17 protein-coding genes and 1 riboswitch are annotated in these 16,145 nt (G+C 37.3%); of the genes, 15 read left to right on the plus strand and 2 right to left on the minus strand.

Going from position 1 to position 16,145, the window contains the following annotated elements; translation table 11 throughout:
- Positions 1-64: 64 nt before the first annotated feature.
- On the minus strand, positions 65-1,018 hold the full coding sequence (locus IGJ02_RS06990) for a Gfo/Idh/MocA family protein (RefSeq protein WP_430603826.1): 954 nt from the start codon (positions 1,016-1,018) through the stop codon (positions 65-67).
- A 206-nt stretch (positions 1,019-1,224) separates the two neighbouring features.
- Between IGJ02_RS06990 and IGJ02_RS06995 the strand changes: the two genes are divergently transcribed.
- The 9 genes from IGJ02_RS06995 (at position 1,225) to purB (ending at position 8,764) form a co-directional block, all read left to right on the plus strand.
- On the plus strand, positions 1,225-1,746 hold the full coding sequence (locus IGJ02_RS06995) for a hypothetical protein (RefSeq protein ID WP_010761115.1): 522 nt from the start codon (positions 1,225-1,227) through the stop codon (positions 1,744-1,746).
- 20 nt (positions 1,747-1,766) lie between these two features.
- The gene (locus tag IGJ02_RS07000) at positions 1,767-1,967 is read left to right on the plus strand and encodes a hypothetical protein (protein ID WP_010761116.1); all 201 of its coding nucleotides are present in this window, start codon (positions 1,767-1,769) and stop codon (positions 1,965-1,967) included.
- A 93-nt stretch (positions 1,968-2,060) separates the two neighbouring features.
- Entirely contained in the window at positions 2,061-2,684 is a 624-nt protein-coding gene (locus IGJ02_RS07005) for a glycoside hydrolase family 73 protein (protein WP_010761117.1), read from the plus strand.
- Between the two features lie 26 nt (positions 2,685-2,710).
- Positions 2,711-3,394: a hypothetical protein gene (locus IGJ02_RS07010; RefSeq protein ID WP_010761118.1), complete on the plus strand. Its 684-nt coding sequence runs from the start codon at positions 2,711-2,713 to the stop codon at positions 3,392-3,394.
- Between the two features lie 208 nt (positions 3,395-3,602).
- Positions 3,603-3,700: riboswitch (purine riboswitch) on the plus strand.
- 82 nt (positions 3,701-3,782) lie between these two features.
- Entirely contained in the window at positions 3,783-4,364 is a 582-nt protein-coding gene (locus tag IGJ02_RS07015) for a xanthine phosphoribosyltransferase (protein ID WP_010761119.1), read from the plus strand.
- A 32-nt stretch (positions 4,365-4,396) separates the two neighbouring features.
- The gene (locus IGJ02_RS07020) at positions 4,397-5,695 is read left to right on the plus strand and encodes a nucleobase:cation symporter-2 family protein (protein WP_034683220.1); all 1,299 of its coding nucleotides are present in this window, start codon (positions 4,397-4,399) and stop codon (positions 5,693-5,695) included.
- 152 nt (positions 5,696-5,847) lie between these two features.
- Positions 5,848-6,336, plus strand: coding sequence for a 5-(carboxyamino)imidazole ribonucleotide mutase (gene purE / locus IGJ02_RS07025; RefSeq protein ID WP_430603828.1), 489 nt, complete (start codon positions 5,848-5,850; stop codon positions 6,334-6,336).
- Positions 6,320-7,450, plus strand: coding sequence for a 5-(carboxyamino)imidazole ribonucleotide synthase (purK, locus tag IGJ02_RS07030; protein ID WP_034682811.1), 1,131 nt, complete (start codon positions 6,320-6,322; stop codon positions 7,448-7,450). The genes purE and purK overlap by 17 nt, the downstream gene beginning before the upstream one ends.
- Positions 7,451-7,468: 18 nt before the next feature.
- Complete coding sequence (gene purB / locus IGJ02_RS07035) at positions 7,469-8,764, plus strand: adenylosuccinate lyase (RefSeq protein WP_430603830.1); 1,296 nt, start codon at positions 7,469-7,471, stop codon at positions 8,762-8,764.
- 288 nt (positions 8,765-9,052) lie between these two features.
- On the opposite strand, the gene IGJ02_RS07040 is transcribed toward purB, so the two are convergent.
- Positions 9,053-9,439: a hypothetical protein gene (locus IGJ02_RS07040; protein ID WP_430603832.1), complete on the minus strand. Its 387-nt coding sequence runs from the start codon at positions 9,437-9,439 to the stop codon at positions 9,053-9,055.
- A gap of 292 nt (positions 9,440-9,731) precedes the next feature.
- Here IGJ02_RS07040 and purC point away from each other — a divergent pair, with 292 nt between their 5' ends.
- The 6 genes from purC to purM are packed head-to-tail and all read left to right on the plus strand — an operon-like array spanning position 9,732 to position 16,143.
- Entirely contained in the window at positions 9,732-10,448 is a 717-nt protein-coding gene (gene purC / locus IGJ02_RS07045; protein ID WP_430603834.1) for a phosphoribosylaminoimidazolesuccinocarboxamide synthase, read from the plus strand.
- Between the two features lie 22 nt (positions 10,449-10,470).
- On the plus strand, positions 10,471-10,719 hold the full coding sequence (purS, locus tag IGJ02_RS07050) for a phosphoribosylformylglycinamidine synthase subunit PurS (protein WP_010761126.1): 249 nt from the start codon (positions 10,471-10,473) through the stop codon (positions 10,717-10,719).
- Between the two features lies 1 nt (position 10,720).
- The gene (gene purQ, locus IGJ02_RS07055) at positions 10,721-11,404 is read left to right on the plus strand and encodes a phosphoribosylformylglycinamidine synthase subunit PurQ (RefSeq protein WP_430603836.1); all 684 of its coding nucleotides are present in this window, start codon (positions 10,721-10,723) and stop codon (positions 11,402-11,404) included.
- Complete coding sequence (purL, locus tag IGJ02_RS07060; protein WP_430603837.1) at positions 11,401-13,623, plus strand: phosphoribosylformylglycinamidine synthase subunit PurL; 2,223 nt, start codon at positions 11,401-11,403, stop codon at positions 13,621-13,623. Before purQ ends, purL begins: the two co-directional genes overlap by 4 nt.
- Positions 13,608-15,047: an amidophosphoribosyltransferase gene (purF, locus tag IGJ02_RS07065; protein WP_010761129.1), complete on the plus strand. Its 1,440-nt coding sequence runs from the start codon at positions 13,608-13,610 to the stop codon at positions 15,045-15,047. The genes purL and purF overlap by 16 nt, the downstream gene beginning before the upstream one ends.
- 55 nt (positions 15,048-15,102) lie before the next feature.
- Positions 15,103-16,143, plus strand: a complete 1,041-nt coding sequence (gene purM / locus IGJ02_RS07070) for a phosphoribosylformylglycinamidine cyclo-ligase (RefSeq protein ID WP_430603839.1) — start codon at positions 15,103-15,105, stop codon at positions 16,141-16,143.
- Positions 16,144-16,145 lie beyond the last annotated feature (2 nt).

Genomic DNA, 16,145 nt, shown 5'->3' on the forward strand with positions numbered 1-16,145 from the left:
CTGTGCTTATTAAGTTTTGTCTCAGTATTTTTATATAAAAAACACCCGCTTTCACGGGCATTTTTTATTTATTCCATTGTTGCTGCATTTGATCTAGAAGGTCAATTACATCTTTTGTTAAAAAAAGTGAACGGTTTGGTAAGTTTCCTTCGATCATTTTAACCATATTAGTGATTTCGTAATTTAACGCTTGACTAGTGTTTCCAGATACAACTGTTTCAATGGTACCATCATTAAAAAATATTTTTGCTTCATCAGCTCTGGGGTATTCATTGATCACAATGTAAGCATTTTCGAAAGCAACAACACCTTGCTTAGGCATTTTTGCTTGGAAACTTAAGGAGACTGTTGCCATTTCTTGTGCATCATTTTGTAGAATAGTCGCCGATTGTTCGTCTACTCCAGTTGAGAATGGCTGCATGACAGACGCAATGACTTTAGGTTGAGCAGTAAAGAACCAGCGGGCAAAGGAAACTGCATACGTCCCAATATCTAAAAGGGCACCGCCAGCTAAGTCTGGATTAAAGAAACGATTTGTTGGATCTGGATCCTTATAGCTACCAAAAGGTGCTTGAATCATTTTTAATTTACCGAAACGGTTAGAATCAATTTGACTTCGTAATTCGTGATATAATGGCATGTTAAATATAGTCATCGCTTCAGCTAAAATCAAGCCCTTTTCCTCGGCTACTTTCATTGCTTCACCTAGTTCTTCGCTATTCATGGTAATCGCTTTTTCACAAAGAACATGTTTCCCTGCTTTTAAAGCTTTTAAAATATGTTCGAGATGTTGGCGATTCGGAACAGCGATGTAGATGATATCGATTGTTTCATTGGCTAAAAGTTCTTCAAATGACCCATAAGCTTCGGGAATACCGTGTTCTTCAGCAAAAGTTTTTGCTTTCGCTAACGTTCTAGAGGCAACTGCCGTTATCCTACTATTTTCTTGTTGAAAACTCTCGGCAAAACTAGTTGCAATATCTCCAAGGCCAATAATACCCCAGTTGTACTGTTTCATAAAAAAATCCTCCTTAATAGTATATAGATAACAATCTTATTATACATGAGAAGTCCAAAATGATGGATTATTTTGGACAGAAGTACTAAATTGTCTTATTATTTATGGGAAGAGGCTGAATTTTTCTTAAAAATACAGAAATAAGTGATTCAAAGAGATGCATTTTCGGGATAATTTAAGTAAAATAAGAAGAGGAGGCGAAAGTCATGAACCAAATGTATATAGATATTCTTATTGATGCAATTATAGAGCAATTTGAAACAGAAGAGCACTTTTATACAGACTATCTCCAAATTACAAAAGAAAATTGGGATAATTGGAAAAAAGGTAGAATCAATTTAACCAATGAAGAAATGCAAAAAGTGAAAAATTTGTTTTCTGATTATGAATGGATGTTGACGCAAAAGATACTGCGTCAAACGATTCTGTTTCCGGAAAAACGAAATATTGCCGTTTCAGAATATAAACGTTTAAAAACATTGATAGCTAAAAAATGGCTACAGTCTGGAGCGGGGATTGCTGAATTGATACCGTCAAAAGCGAGCCGTGAAGAAAAGGAGCAAGCTTTTATTGATTTAAAAGTAACGGTTTCTTATGGAGAGTGGGGCTTTGACGATATTGTAACGTTCCGATTACCAGCTAGATTACAGGGACAACTAGAAGGATCAAAAGTAGAACTACTTGATTGGGTAAATGAAAATTTGATGGGTACTTACGTTGGTGAATAAGTAAGTAAGGGAGTTTTTTTTTGAAACAAATTTTAGGAATTTTATCCGTCATCATAGTCTTAGGTGCTGTGATATTTGTTTTTTTCGGTCATTCTGCACCAAAGGAAAAACCAAAAAATACTAATGAAGATACGAACCAAACGAGCATAACTGTGACAACAACCACATCTGAAGTACAAATGAAAACATCGACAACTACGACTACAACAGCTGTTGATTGATTGTATGAAAAAAAACTGATATAATCAATCAGCTATTGCTCAAAGCTGGCTAAAGCTAGTGTAAGAGCGAATACAAGATAAAGTAGGGAATGTATGAATAGTCCAAGGTATAAGAAGAAAAAAATGAGAAAAACAAATTTACCAGCGCTTTTTGCGGGTTTGTTAATTGTCGGTGTGGCATTTATCTTTTCAATAAATGTATTGTCAGATAGTTCAAAAACAGTAGAAGAATCTGCTCAACAAAAAGAGCAAGTATCAAAAGAACAGTTTATTGATAGAATAAGTCCTCACGCTAAAGAACTACAAGCTTCTTATGGTGTTTTACCTAGTATTATCATAGGTCAGGGGATTTTGGAATCAAATTGGGGACAGAGTACTCTGGCCTCGAAATATAATAATTTATTTGGGATCAAAGCATATGGAGAGCAAAAAAAGGTCAACCTAGAAACTCGTGAATATATCAATGAAGAGTGGATCGTTATTCAAGGAGACTTTAGAGTATATAACACATGGGAAGAATCGATGGATGATCACACACGTTTATTTGTTAATGGTGTAACGTGGAATCCACGTTTGTACGAACATGTCCTTTTGGCAAAAAATTATAAGCAAGCTGCACAGGCTTTACAAGATGCAGGTTATGCAACAGATCCTACATATGCAGATAAAGTGATACATGTAATTGAAAGTTATGATCTTAATCAATACGATCATTAATCAACAAAGCAAAAGGAGTGGGTTGAATGGATGAAAAGTGGGTGCCGGAAATTGTTACGCCATTAAAACAGGATATTGTGCAAGTGCCGAAAGTTATTGCACAAGCGAGTGGAATTCGAATTTTTGGAAAGAAAATCAAATCAATTATTTTTACAACAGATATTGCTATTATTAGAAATACGGATGCCAATGCGGTAATTGCTGTTTATCCATTTACACCTCATCCAGCAATTACTAAAAGTATTATTGAGGCAGCCGACATTCCTGTTTTTTCAGGAGTTGGGGGTGGCTTAACTCAAGGACAACGTTGTGCATATATGAGTTTATTCGCAGAAGCACAAGGTTCGATTGGCGTAGTGCTAAACGGACCAACGCCAGTTGAAACAGTAGAGATGGTTTGTGAAGTTGTTGATATTCCAGTAGTTAGTACCGTAACTTCTGTCCATACGCCAATCGATGAGAAAATAGCAGCAGGTGTAACAATGATCAATATCAGTGCAGGGAAAGAGACTGCTAAGACAGTTAAATTTTTCCGTGATAAATATCCTAAATTACCGATTATTGCAACGGGGGGGCCAACCGATGCATCCATCACAGAAACGATTGAAGCTGGAGCGAATGCGATCACATATACACCACCAAGTAATGGGGAACTCTTTAGCCATAAAATGGATAAGTATAGAAATTTGGAAAAAAAGAATGATGTATAATTAAATTCTAGAATTTTTTTGTGAAGCATAGATGACAAAAAATGAAAAAAGCGTTTTAGAGATTAGAAATTTCCATGTATTTAACAAAAAATGGAGGGAGTTTGCCTCGAAAAAGATTGTTAAATGATGAATAGAAATGACAAGAGACTCTGTAAGATTTCAATGAAAAATATTTTTTTTCATTGAAATTTTCAGAGTTTTGTACTATTGTATACTAATACGAGAAGCTTATATATGGTCATAATAAGGATGGCCGTCTCTACCCAACACCGTAAATGTTGGTCTATAAGTGAAAAAGTGTCTGAGACCCTTTTTTGCTTACGCAGAAAAGGTTTTTTTGTTTTATAAGGAATGACGCATTGAAAAATTGGTGAAGGAGTCGGAAGAAATGGAAGAATTAGTACAACGAATCAAAGAAGATGGTCGTGTTTTGGGGGAAGGCGTCTTAAAAGTAGATAGCTTTGTTACCCATCAAGTGGACCCTAATTTAATGGAAGCAATCGGCTATCGTTTCGCGGAAGTTTTCGCAGAGGTTGGTATTACTAAAGTAGTTACGATAGAAGCATCAGGTATTGCACCCGCTCTTTTTGCTGCAAAAAAATTAGATGTACCGATGATTTTTGCTCGTAAAGCGAAAAGTTTAACGATGGATGAGGAGTTGTTGACGGCATCTGTCTATTCGTTTACTAAGCAAGTGACAAGCCAAATCTCGATTTCAAGAAAATTTTTATCAAGTGAAGATAAAGTATTGATCATCGATGACTTTTTAGCCAATGGGCAAGCTGCTAAAGGATTAGTTGAATTGTGCCAACAAGCAGGAGCCCAAGTTGATGGTATTGGGATTGTGATTGAAAAGTCTTTCCAAGATGGACGGGATTTATTAGAAGAAATGGGGATGCGTGTTGTTTCGTTAGCGCGTATTGCTTCCTTGAAAAATGGAGAAGTCGAATTTTTTGAGGGGGATGCGTAAACTTGGAAAGTAAAACAGAACTAAATGGATCGATGAATCAGCCTGAAACTGAGAATGGTAAAGCTGCTGTTTTAGGGCTTCAGCATTTATTGGCTATGTATGCAGGTGCTGTAGCTGTACCGTTGCTGATAGGAACTGGTTTGAATTTTAATTCAGAGCAAATGACGTATTTGATTTCAATCGATATTTTTATGTGCGGAATTGCAACGTTACTGCAGCTGACGGTCAATAAATTTTTTGGTATTGGTTTGCCTGTAGTACTTGGCTGTGCGATTCAAGCGGTAGCTCCGTTGATCATGATCGGTAGTGATAAAGGTGTAGGAGCGATATATGGCTCGATTATTGCCTCAGGTATTTTTGTTGTGCTAGTCTCAGGTATTTTTTCGAAAATAAAAAAACTATTTCCACCTTTAGTAACAGGAACAGTGATTACTGTGATCGGTTTGACCTTGATTCCGGTAGCAGTTGAAAAAATGGGTGGAGGATTGGCAACAGATGCTAATTTTGGTGATGGAACGAATCTACTTTTGGCCTTTGTAACAATTGCTTTGATTATTGTTATTCAGGTTTGGGGTAGAGGGTTTATAAAGTCGATTGCTGTGTTAGTTGGCTTGGTTGGCGGCACTATTTTAGCGGCTATTTTAGGACAAGTGGACTTAGCGCCAGTGGGTGAAGCAACTTGGTTCCATTTTCCTCAACCTTTTTACTTTGGTACACCAACCTTCGATATTTCTTCAATAGTGTTGATGATTATTATTTCAATCGTGAGTATGGTTGAATCGACAGGTGTTTATTTTGCTTTAGGTGATATCACAGGCAAGCACATCGGTGAAGAAGAGCTAAAAAAAGGGTATCGTGCAGAAGGGTTAGCTGTCATTTTAGGCGGTATTTTCAATACATTTCCTTATACTGGTTTTTCTCAAAATGTTGGTTTAGTTCAGCTTTCTGGAATTAAAACAAGAAGACCAATTTACTATTCAGCTTTCTTTTTGATTGTATTGGGTCTGTTACCAAAAGTTGGTGCGGTCGCTCAAATTATTCCAGAACCTGTTTTAGGCGGTGGGATGTTAGTGATGTTCGGTATGGTAGCTGTGCAAGGCATGCGTATGTTATCAAAAGTTGATTATAATAATGATAAAAACTTATTGATCATTGCTATTTCAATTGGTTTCGGATTAGGATTTAATATGCTTCCAACATTATTTCAACAAATGCCGGAAACGGTGAGAATGTTTACGGGTAATGGAATCGTTATGAGTAGTTTAACTGCGATTATCTTAAATTTATTGATTAATGGTTTAAAAGATGAAGAAGAGCCTACCGAGTTGTAGAAACGGAAAAACCGGACATTCTCCCGGTTTTTCTTTTTTTGTTTGTTTTATACGAACATTAAGATTAAAAAAAACTATAATATTCGATTTAATTTTGACACCTATGATTTCCATTGATAAAATATAATGGACAATAAAGAAAGGGGAATGTTATGGCTATCGTGGTTTCAGTGATTATGGGAAGTATATCAGATTGGGCAACAATGAAGCATGCGTGTGATAGTTTAGAAGAATTTGGCATTTCTTATGAAAAAAAAGTAGTATCAGCGCATCGTACACCAGATTATATGTTTGAATTTGCTGGACAAGCGCGTGATCGTGGGATTAAAGTTATTATTGCAGGTGCTGGAGGTGCAGCACATTTACCGGGAATGATTGCGGCTAAAACAACGTTACCGGTGATTGGTGTTCCAATTCAATCGAAAGCAATGAATGGCCTAGACTCGCTGTTGTCCATCGTTCAAATGCCTGGAGGCGTTCCGGTTGCGACGACCGCAATTGGAGAATCAGGTGCCAAGAACGCCGGACTACTTGCAGTTCAGATGCTTTCCATGTATGATGTAGAGTTAGCAGGGAAATTAGACGCTAAGCGTAAATTTCTTGAAGAAACTGTGATGGAAAGTAGTGATGAACTTGAATAAACCTTTATTACCGGGACAAATGATCGGTATTATCGGTGGCGGACAATTAGGCAGGATGATGGCCTTGAGTGCACGGGAGATGGGTTTTCGTGTGGGTGTTTTGGATCCGACTGTCGATTGTCCAGCTGCCCAAGTTGCTGATTGGCATTTATTAGCTGATTACGATGATATAGAAGCGTTAGAAGAACTTGCTAAGCGTTCTCAAGTTTTAACCTATGAGTTTGAAAATGTAGATGTTGGAGCATTGGTGCAGGTTCAAGATTTTGTAAATATTCCTCAGGGAACAGATCTTTTAGCTATTACTCAAGATCGTTTGCTAGAAAAATCTTTCTTAGAAGCAAATAATATAGTCATTGCTCCGTTTGCGACAATTGTTAGTCCGACAGATATTCAAGACGCTATCGATGGTATTGGTTATCCGTGTGTTTTAAAGACCACACGTGGCGGATATGACGGAAAAGGGCAATTTGTTCTATATAGTACCTCTGATTTAGCACCTTCAATGAATATTCTTAGAGAAGGAACGTGCGTATTAGAAGCCTGGATCCCGTATGAGAAAGAGATTTCGGTATTAGTGAGTGGAAATGGATCGGGTGATATTAAGGTCTTCCCAGTAGTTGAAAATATTCATCGAAATAATATTTTGCATGAAACAATTGCACCAGCGAGGGTGAATGATGACGTGGTCGAAGAGGCACAGCGCATTGCCCGTGTCATTGCAGAAGCGGTTGATTTGGCTGGCACTTTGGCTGTGGAGATGTTTCTGACAAGCGATGGTGGTATTTATGTCAATGAACTAGCACCAAGACCGCACAATTCAGGACATTATTCGATTGAAGCGTGTTCCACAAGTCAATTTGATGCTCATATTCGCGGTATTTGTGGTTGGCCTTTGCCGGATATTGAACTTTTATCCGAAGCGGTAATGGTCAATATTATAGGGAATGAAGTGTATGAGACAATGGATTTAATTTCTGAAAAACCAGATTGGCACTTTCATTACTACGGGAAAGCTGAAGCGAAAAAAGGCAGAAAAATGGGCCATATTACTGTTTTAACAGAAGATATTTTTGAAACATTAGAAGAAATCTATCAAACCAATATTTGGGATTAAAAAGGAGCAAATAATCGAATGATCGATCGTTATACACGACCTGAAATGGGCGCTATTTGGACAGATGAAAACCGCTACAACGCTTGGTTAGAAGTTGAGATCTTAGCAGACGAAGCATGGGCTGAATTAGGTGATATCCCGAAAGAAGATGTACAAAAAATTCGCGAAAATGCGTCGTTTGATGTAGCGCGGATATTAGAAATCGAAGCAGAAACAAGACACGACGTAGTTGCGTTTACTCGTGCTGTATCAGAAACGTTAGGTGAAGAGCGTAAATGGGTTCATTATGGTTTGACTAGCACAGATGTTGTTGATACAGCCTATGGCTACTTACTGAAACAAGCAAATGATATTTTACGAGAAGATCTAAAGAAGTTTACTGCAATCATTGGTGGAAAAGCGAAAGAACATCAACATACAGTAATGATGGGGCGTACCCATGGTGTACATGCTGAACCAACAACGTTTGGGTTGAAATTGGCATTATGGTATTCTGAAATGAAACGTAATGTTGAACGTTTTGAGCATGCGGCGAAAGGTGTAGAAGCTGGGAAAATCAGTGGAGCTGTGGGAACATTTGCGAATATCTCACCTTTTGTTGAAGAATATGTTTGTGAGCATTTAGGGATTCGAGCACAAGAAATTTCTACCCAAGTGTTGCCTCGTGATTTACACGCAGAATACTTATCAGCAATGGCTTTGATTGCAACTAGTATTGAGAAATTTGCGACAGAAATTCGTGGCTTGCAAAAGTCAGAAACTAGAGAAGTAGAAGAATTCTTTTCAAAGGGTCAAAAAGGTTCGTCTGCGATGCCGCATAAACGTAATCCAATTGGTTCTGAAAATATGACGGGGCTTGCTCGTGTGATACGTGGTCATATGGTGACAGCCTACGAAAATGTCACATTGTGGCATGAGCGTGACATTTCACATTCATCAGCGGAACGAATTATTATTCCAGACACAACTATTTTACTTGATTATATGCTGAATCGTTTTGCTAATATCGTAAAAAATTTAACGGTATTTCCTGAAAATATGAAGCGAAATATGGATGCAACTTACGGCTTGATTTATAGTCAACGTGTCTTGTTAAAGTTGATCGACCATGGTATGACCAGAGAAGCTGCGTACGATTTGATACAGCCGAAAACAGCTTTTGCTTGGGATCATCAAACAGCGTTCAGACCATTACTTGAGGCTGATGAAAAAATCACCTCGATTTTATCGACAGAAGAATTAGACGATGCGTTTGATTATAATTATCATTTGAAAAATGTTGATATTATTTTTGAACGTGTGGGCTTAGCCTGAGTTAAAAAAATAGTAGTAAACTCGCGATTTCTTGTGAGTTCACTACTATTTTTTTGTTTAAAATATTTCGACATAGCTGTTAAAATAATGATCAATGAAATACGTTTGTTCAATTATTGATGGTTCAGAAATGCTTGTTTCTTCTGGAATCATGATCCATTCGGTTTCATTAGTAACAGTACTCATTTTTTCAGAAAGACAAAATGAGCATTTAAAATATAAGCATTTTGTTCTTCAACATCCCGGTTTCAAGCTATTCTCTTCGTTATAATATAGCTTGTTTAGTTTTCAAATTGAAATTTCTTGGAAGTTACGCATCGGTCTAGAGGTTGGTGCTTTTAAAACAGAGAGCAAGCAGTCAATAAATAGGTAAGTACATTCTTGTGAATTAAAGTAAACGTGCATACAATATTTATTTTTGAAAAAATGCTGCTCATGAATTTGATGTATAATTAATTCGTTATTAAAACTATTCATATAACGAAACGTCCGTTTACGTCTTTCTGAATGACGATGAACAGCTCGTTTTAAGTTTTTAAATGTGTAGTAAGAACTATGTTGATTTAATTTGTGAACTTCTTCCAATGCTAGTAAATCATTATACAATTTTGTTCTTTCTTCAGGTATCAATCCTGTCAAAAAATCCTGCGCCAAACTATCGTAATCGCTAGTCATTCCTGTGTTCCCTCCTAAAAAAACATCACTGGTAGTAAAAAGTTTAAGCGTGAATATTCTATAAATCTAGTTTCGATCAGCATACCACTTTTCTTAATAGTTGTAAATGCTTACAGGAATTCTTAATATTTATAATTTAAAAAACATTAAAAACGAACATTGTTTAGTTGTTTCGCTATTATTGTTAATAAATAGTTGACGGTTTGTAATGACCTTGTTAAACTGAAAATGAATAGACGAACTAATATGGTGATAAGTGTTTATAATGTACGGAAAAGGAGTGTCATGACTAGTGAGAGATAATACACTATTATATGAGGGAAAAGCTAAAAAATTATACACGACAGATGATCCGAAGATATTAAGAGTAATATATTTAGATCAAGCAACTGCATTAAACGGTATTCGTAAAGATATTGTACAAGGGAAAGCAGTCTTAAATAATCAAATCACATCACTAATTTTTGAGCATTTTAAGCAAAATGGGGTGAAAAATCATTTTATTAAAAAAATATCGAAAAACGAACAATTGGTAGAGGCGCTGAAGATGATTCCACTTGAAGTTGTCGTTAGAAATGTTTCTGCTGGCAGTTTTGCCAAACGCCTAGCTATCCCAGAAGGACAATTGCTCGAATTTCCTGTTTTAGAATTTTACTACAAAGATGATAACCTTGACGATCCAATCATCAATGATGACCATGTTAAAATTTTAAAAATTGCAACTGAGAAAGAAATAGACACGATAAAAGAGGAAGCCTATAAGGTCAATCAAGTGTTGATTGAGTTATTTAAGAAAGTTAGCATCCGCCTGATTGACTTTAAAATTGAGTTTGGTAAAAACAATGACGGAACAATATTATTAGCAGATGAAATTACGCCAGATACTTGCCGTCTATGGGATGAAAAGACAAATGATCATTTAGATAAAGATGTTTATCGCAGAAATTTGGGAGAGCTTATTCCAGTTTATAAAGAAGTTTTAGACCGCTTAAAGCAAGTACCCCATTAAAAATAAAGGAGAGTTGTTTTATATGTATGATGTAAAAGTGTATGTTACCTATAAAGATTCTGTCTTAGATCCTCAAGGGGAAGCAGTTAAAGGAGCCGTTCATCGTCTAGGAGTTAGGGAAATTGAAGAGATTCGTATTGGAAAGTATTTTGAAATAAAAGTTAGAAAAACAAACAGACCAATTGAAATTGTAATCGAAGAAATCTGTGATAAATTGCTTGCCAACGTGAACATGGAAACCTATCGATATGAGATTAGAGAGGAAGTCTAAGATGAAATTTGCAGTGATTGTTTTTCCAGGATCAAATTGTGATATGGATCTACTCTGGGCAGTCAAAGATATTTTAGGTGAAGAAGCTGAATACGTAAGACATGATGCAGATAGTTTAGTTGGATTTGACGGGGTATTAATTCCAGGGGGATTTTCATATGGAGATTATCTTAGATGTGGTGCAATTGCTCGTTTTTCAAAAGTGATTCAAGAAGTAATTCGTTTTGCTGATGAGGGGAAACCTGTATTTGGCACGTGTAATGGTTTTCAAATATTAACAGAAGTAGGCCTTTTACCTGGTGCTTTACTTCGAAATGATTCCCTTCATTTCGTTTGCAAAACAGTTCGTTTAAATGTATCAAATAATCAGACCAAATTCACCTCAGAATATCAAAAAAACGAAATTATTCAGCTACCAGTAGCCCATGGGGAAGGGAAATATTATTGTGATGAGGTCACTTTGAAACAGTTGAAGGCAAATCAGCAAATTGTTTTTACTTATGCTGATGAAAATCCCAATGGTAGTTTGGAAAATATCGCGGGAATCATCAACGAAAAAGGCAATGTTTTAGGAATGATGCCTCATCCAGAACGTGCAGTTGAAAGTTTACTTGGTTCTAATGATGGGTTGATTTTTTTCAAATCTATCATTAAAAATTATGGAAAGGTTAGGGCAAATGGATGATGAAAGTGAAAGAGCCTACACCTCAGGAAATTAAAAATTTGCGAATGTATTCTGAATGGGGCTTAACGGATGAAGAATATCGCATGATTGAAGAAGATATCCTGCATCGTATGCCAAATTATACAGAAACAGGACTATTTTCTGTGATGTGGAGTGAACACTGTTCTTATAAAAATTCAAAGCCAGTACTAAGCAAATTTCCAACACACGGACCTCAAGTCTTACAAGGTCCTGGAGAAGGCGCAGGAATCGTGGATATCGGTGATGGTCAAGCAGTTGTTTTTAAAGCGGAAAGTCACAATCATCCATCTGCTGTTGAGCCGTATGAAGGAGCGGCGACTGGTGTTGGTGGAATTATTCGGGATATTTTTAGTATGGGGGCTAGACCAATCGCAATTCTGGATTCATTGCGATTTGGTGAGTTGACGAACGAACGAACAAAGTATCTTTTGGAAGAAGTTGTAGCTGGGATATCAGGTTATGGGAATTGTATTGGTATTCCAACAGTTGGTGGTGAAGTGGCTTTTGATCCATGTTACGAAGGGAATCCGCTAGTAAATGCGATGTGTGTTGGGTTGATTGACCATAAAAATATTCAAAAAGGACAAGCTAAGGGTGTAGGGAACGCTATTATGTATGTCGGAGCAAAAACAGGACGTGACGGCATTCATGGTGCAACATTTGCTTCTGAAGAGTTCGTAGAAGGAGAAGAGCAGCAACGTTCAGCTGTTCAAGTAGGCGACCCTTTTATGGAAAAATTATTACTTGAAGCTTGTCTTGAATTGATTCTTGAACACGCAAATATTTTAGTGGGAATACAAGATATGGGTGCGGCCGGTTTAGTCTCTTCAAGCGCAGAAATGGCTTCTAAAGCAGGCTCTGGTTTAACCTTATATTTAGATGATGTACCTCAAAGAGAGTCGGGAATGACACCTTATGAAATGATGTTGTCTGAGTCGCAAGAGCGAATGTTGATTTGTGTCGAAAAAGGACACGAAGCTGAAGTTATTGACCTGTTTCAAAAATATGAATTAGACGCCGTGACGATTGGAAAAGTAACGGACGATGGACTATATCGTTTGAATCATAAAGGTGTAGAAGTAGCGAATTTACCTGTAGATGCATTAGCAGAAGATGCGCCAGTCTACCATAAGGAATGTAAAGAACCAGCAAGGATCAAAACATTTGAAGCATTAGCTGATTTCAAACCTAATATAACCGATGGCACAAAAACACTGTTAAAGCTACTGCAACAGCCAACGATCGCTTCTAAAAAGATGATTTATGAAACGTATGATTCCCAAGTTCGAACAAATACCGTAGTTTTACCAGGAAGTGATGCGGCAGTTTTGCGTGTTCGAGGAACGCAAAAAGCATTAGCAATGACCACAGATTGTAATGGGCGTTATCTGTATTTAAACCCAGAAATTGGAGGACAAATCGCAGTGGCAGAAGCTGCAAGAAATATTGTAGCTAGTGGAGGCAAACCATTGGCAATTACAGATTGCCTGAATTATGGCTCACCTGATAAACCTGAAGGATTCTGGGAGCTTTGGACCTCGGCAGATGGGATTGCTAAGGCTTGTGAAATCTTAGAAACACCTGTCATTTCAGGGAATGTTTCTTTATATAATGAAACAGATGGGCAGGCTGTTTATCCTACTCCAGTAATCGGAATGGTGGGCTTAATAGAGAACTTATCTGATATTACAACACAAGAATTTAAGGATGTTGACGATTTGATTTATGTTTTAGGAGAAACAAAAGCTGATTTTAATGGAAGTGAGCTCCAAAAAATGACCCTTGGACTGATAGAAGGGAAATTAATGAACTTTGACTTAGCTGTTGAAAAAGAGATACAGCAATTAGTGTTAACGGCAATTAAGTCAGGTGTGATTCAAAGTGCACATGATTGTTCAGAAGGTGGGTTAGGTGTGGCGTTAGCTGAATCTGTATTTGAAAAAGAGCTTGGTATAGAAGTAGAGTTGCCGATGCCGGTTTCGTTGCTTTTTTCGGAAACACAGTCAAGATTTGTTTTATCGATAAAGCCTGAAAATAAAGAGAAGTTTGAAGAGTTAATGAACGGTAAAGCACAATGGATTGGGAAAGTAACAGATAATAGAACAATCAGTATTCAGACAGAAAATCAAAAAATCGAGGTACAGACGGAAACAGCCAAAGCGTTGTGGGAGGAAGCTATTCCATGTCTTATGAAGTGAAAAGTTTAAACGAAGAGTGTGGTATTTTTGGTATTTGGGGACATCCGGATGCTGCTCGAGTAACCTACTTTGGTTTGCATAGTTTACAACATCGTGGGCAAGAAGGTGCTGGGATTGTTTCTAATAAAGACGGAAATTTAAATGGACATAGAGGATTAGGATTGCTTTCTGAAGTGTTTAATGATGATCGTTCTCTAACGTCATTAAATGGAGATGCTGCAATTGGACATGTTCGATATGCTACTGCTGGTAACGGAAGTGTAGATAATATTCAACCGTTTTTATTCAAGTTTTATGATGGCGCGTGTGGTTTGGCTCATAATGGTAATTTAACGAATGCTAAAAGTTTGCGAAAAGAATTAGAACAAGATGGCGCAATTTTTCACTCTAATTCTGACACTGAAATTTTGATGCATTTGATTCGTCGCAGTAAGCAACCAACATTTATTGATCAACTAAAAGAAAGTTTACGGACGGTCAAAGGAGGCTTCGCCTATCTTTTAATGACTGAAACGTCAATGATCGCAGCACTTGATCCTAATGCGTTTCGCCCATTATCTATTGGTCAAATGAAAAATGGAGCCTATGTAATTGCCAGTGAAACATGTGCACTAGAAGTGATTGGAGCTGTTTTTGTTCGTGATGTGGGTCCAGGAGAAATGATCATTATTAATGATACTGGTTATACAATTGAAAGTTATACTGAAAATACACAATTTTCGATTTGTTCAATGGAATATATTTATTTTGCCCGTCCGGATTCAAATATAGCCGGAGTAAACGTGCACACAGCTCGTAAAAATATGGGTAAACGTTTGGCACAAGAAGCACCAATTGAGGCAGATATGGTCGTCGGTGTTCCTAACTCTTCCCTTTCAGCGGCTAGCGGTTATGCTGAAGAGAGCGGTATTCCTTATGAAATGGGCTTAGTAAAAAATCAATATATCGCTCGAACATTTATTCAACCTACACAAGAATTAAGAGAACAAGGCGTTAGAATGAAACTTTCAGCTGTTCGAGGTGTGGTTGAGGGCAAACGAGTAATCATGGTAGATGACTCGATTGTTAGGGGAACGACAAGTCGTCGGATCGTGAAGTTGCTGAAAGATGCTGGTGCTAAAGAAGTACATGTACGGATTGCTTCTCCACCGCTAAGGTTTCCTTGTTTTTACGGAATAGATATTCAAACAAGAAAAGAGTTGATTGCTGCAAATCACTCTGTTTTAGAAATCAAGAATCTAATTGCTGCGGACTCATTATGTTTTTTAAGTGAGCAAGGATTGATCGATTCAATTGGATTGAATTATGATGCACCATATTCGGGACTTTGTATGGCATATTTCAATGGTGATTATCCAACGCCTTTATATGATTATGAAGAGCAGTATCAAGTGTCGTTGAAAGAGAAAATCATCTTTAACTAAGCGAACTTAAAGTATGAAACAAATAATAATTCATTAAAAACAAGGAGGAACCCTAATGGTAAATGCCTATGCAAAAGCAGGCGTTGATGTGGAAGCCGGTTATGAAGTGGTGGAAAGAATCAAAAAGCACGTTAAAAGAACCGAACGCATCGGTGTAATGGGAGCGCTTGGTGGTTTTGGCGGTTGTTTTGATTTAAGTAAGGTGGAAGTGAAGGAACCTATCTTGATTTCGGGAACAGATGGCGTGGGAACAAAATTAATGATTGCGATTCAGGAAAATAAACATGATACGATTGGGATCGATTGTGTTGCAATGTGTGTGAATGATATTGTTGCTCAAGGTGCAGAGCCACTTTATTTTCTAGATTATATCGCCACAGGGAAAAATAGACCAGTGCGCTTAGAACAAGTCGTTTCTGGTGTAGCTGATGGTTGTCTTCAAGCAGGTGTGGCACTTATTGGCGGTGAAACTGCTGAAATGCCTGGTATGTATGGCGAAAATGATTATGATTTAGCAGGATTTGCTGTAGGGGTTGCTGAAAAAAGTCAATTAGTTACTGGAGAGAATAGTAGAGAAGGAGACGTTCTTCTTGGCTTGCCGTCTAGCGGGATTCATTCAAATGGTTATTCCCTTGTGCGTAAGATCTTCTTTGAAACACATCAACTTACAGGAGAAACTGTCATTTCTGAGCTAAATGAAAAACAATTAGGTGAGGAACTTTTAACGCCAACTAAAATCTATGTAAAGGCATTGCTACCACTAATAAAACAGGAATTAGTGAACGGGATTGCGCATATTACAGGTGGTGGATTTGTGGAAAATATTCCTAGAATGCTTCCAGAAAAGTTAGCAGCAGAAATACATCTTGGTAGCTGGCCAAGGCTACCGATTTTTACAACAATAGAAAAATATGGGCAGATTTCAGCAATGGAGATGTATGAGATTTTCAATATGGGTATCGGGATGGTTTTAGCGATTTCACCAGAAAAAATCGATGATGTTCGAACCATTTTAAGTGAACTAAATGAATCGAGTTATATTATCGGAAAAATTACTGCAAAAGATAAGCAAGCTGTCGTCTTTAAAGAGGTGTAAGG

The sequence above is a fragment of the Enterococcus sp. DIV0724b genome, from assembly GCF_050531475.1.
Lineage (GTDB): Bacteria > Bacillota > Bacilli > Lactobacillales > Enterococcaceae > Enterococcus_L > Enterococcus_L haemoperoxidus.

What these genes read in the sequence shown, in the direction of transcription:
- IGJ02_RS06990 (WP_430603826.1), bottom strand. Translation starts at nt 1,018, where the DNA reads ATGAAACAGTACAACTGGGGTATTATTGGCCTTGGAGATATTGCAACT.
- IGJ02_RS07020 (WP_034683220.1), top strand. Translation starts at nt 4,397, where the DNA reads ATGAATCAGCCTGAAACTGAGAATGGTAAAGCTGCTGTTTTAGGGCTT.
- purL (WP_430603837.1), top strand. Translation starts at nt 11,401, where the DNA reads ATGATGAAAGTGAAAGAGCCTACACCTCAGGAAATTAAAAATTTGCGA.
- IGJ02_RS07040 (WP_430603832.1), bottom strand. Translation starts at nt 9,439, where the DNA reads ATGACTAGCGATTACGATAGTTTGGCGCAGGATTTTTTGACAGGATTG.
- IGJ02_RS07005 (WP_010761117.1), top strand. Translation starts at nt 2,061, where the DNA reads ATGAATAGTCCAAGGTATAAGAAGAAAAAAATGAGAAAAACAAATTTA.
- purM (WP_430603839.1), top strand. Translation starts at nt 15,103, where the DNA reads ATGGTAAATGCCTATGCAAAAGCAGGCGTTGATGTGGAAGCCGGTTAT.
- purS (WP_010761126.1), top strand. Translation starts at nt 10,471, where the DNA reads ATGTATGATGTAAAAGTGTATGTTACCTATAAAGATTCTGTCTTAGAT.
- IGJ02_RS07015 (WP_010761119.1), top strand. Translation starts at nt 3,783, where the DNA reads ATGGAAGAATTAGTACAACGAATCAAAGAAGATGGTCGTGTTTTGGGG.
- purF (WP_010761129.1), top strand. Translation starts at nt 13,608, where the DNA reads ATGTCTTATGAAGTGAAAAGTTTAAACGAAGAGTGTGGTATTTTTGGT.
- IGJ02_RS06995 (WP_010761115.1), top strand. Translation starts at nt 1,225, where the DNA reads ATGAACCAAATGTATATAGATATTCTTATTGATGCAATTATAGAGCAA.
- IGJ02_RS07010 (WP_010761118.1), top strand. Translation starts at nt 2,711, where the DNA reads ATGGATGAAAAGTGGGTGCCGGAAATTGTTACGCCATTAAAACAGGAT.
- purQ (WP_430603836.1), top strand. Translation starts at nt 10,721, where the DNA reads ATGAAATTTGCAGTGATTGTTTTTCCAGGATCAAATTGTGATATGGAT.
- purE (WP_430603828.1), top strand. Translation starts at nt 5,848, where the DNA reads ATGGCTATCGTGGTTTCAGTGATTATGGGAAGTATATCAGATTGGGCA.
- purB (WP_430603830.1), top strand. Translation starts at nt 7,469, where the DNA reads ATGATCGATCGTTATACACGACCTGAAATGGGCGCTATTTGGACAGAT.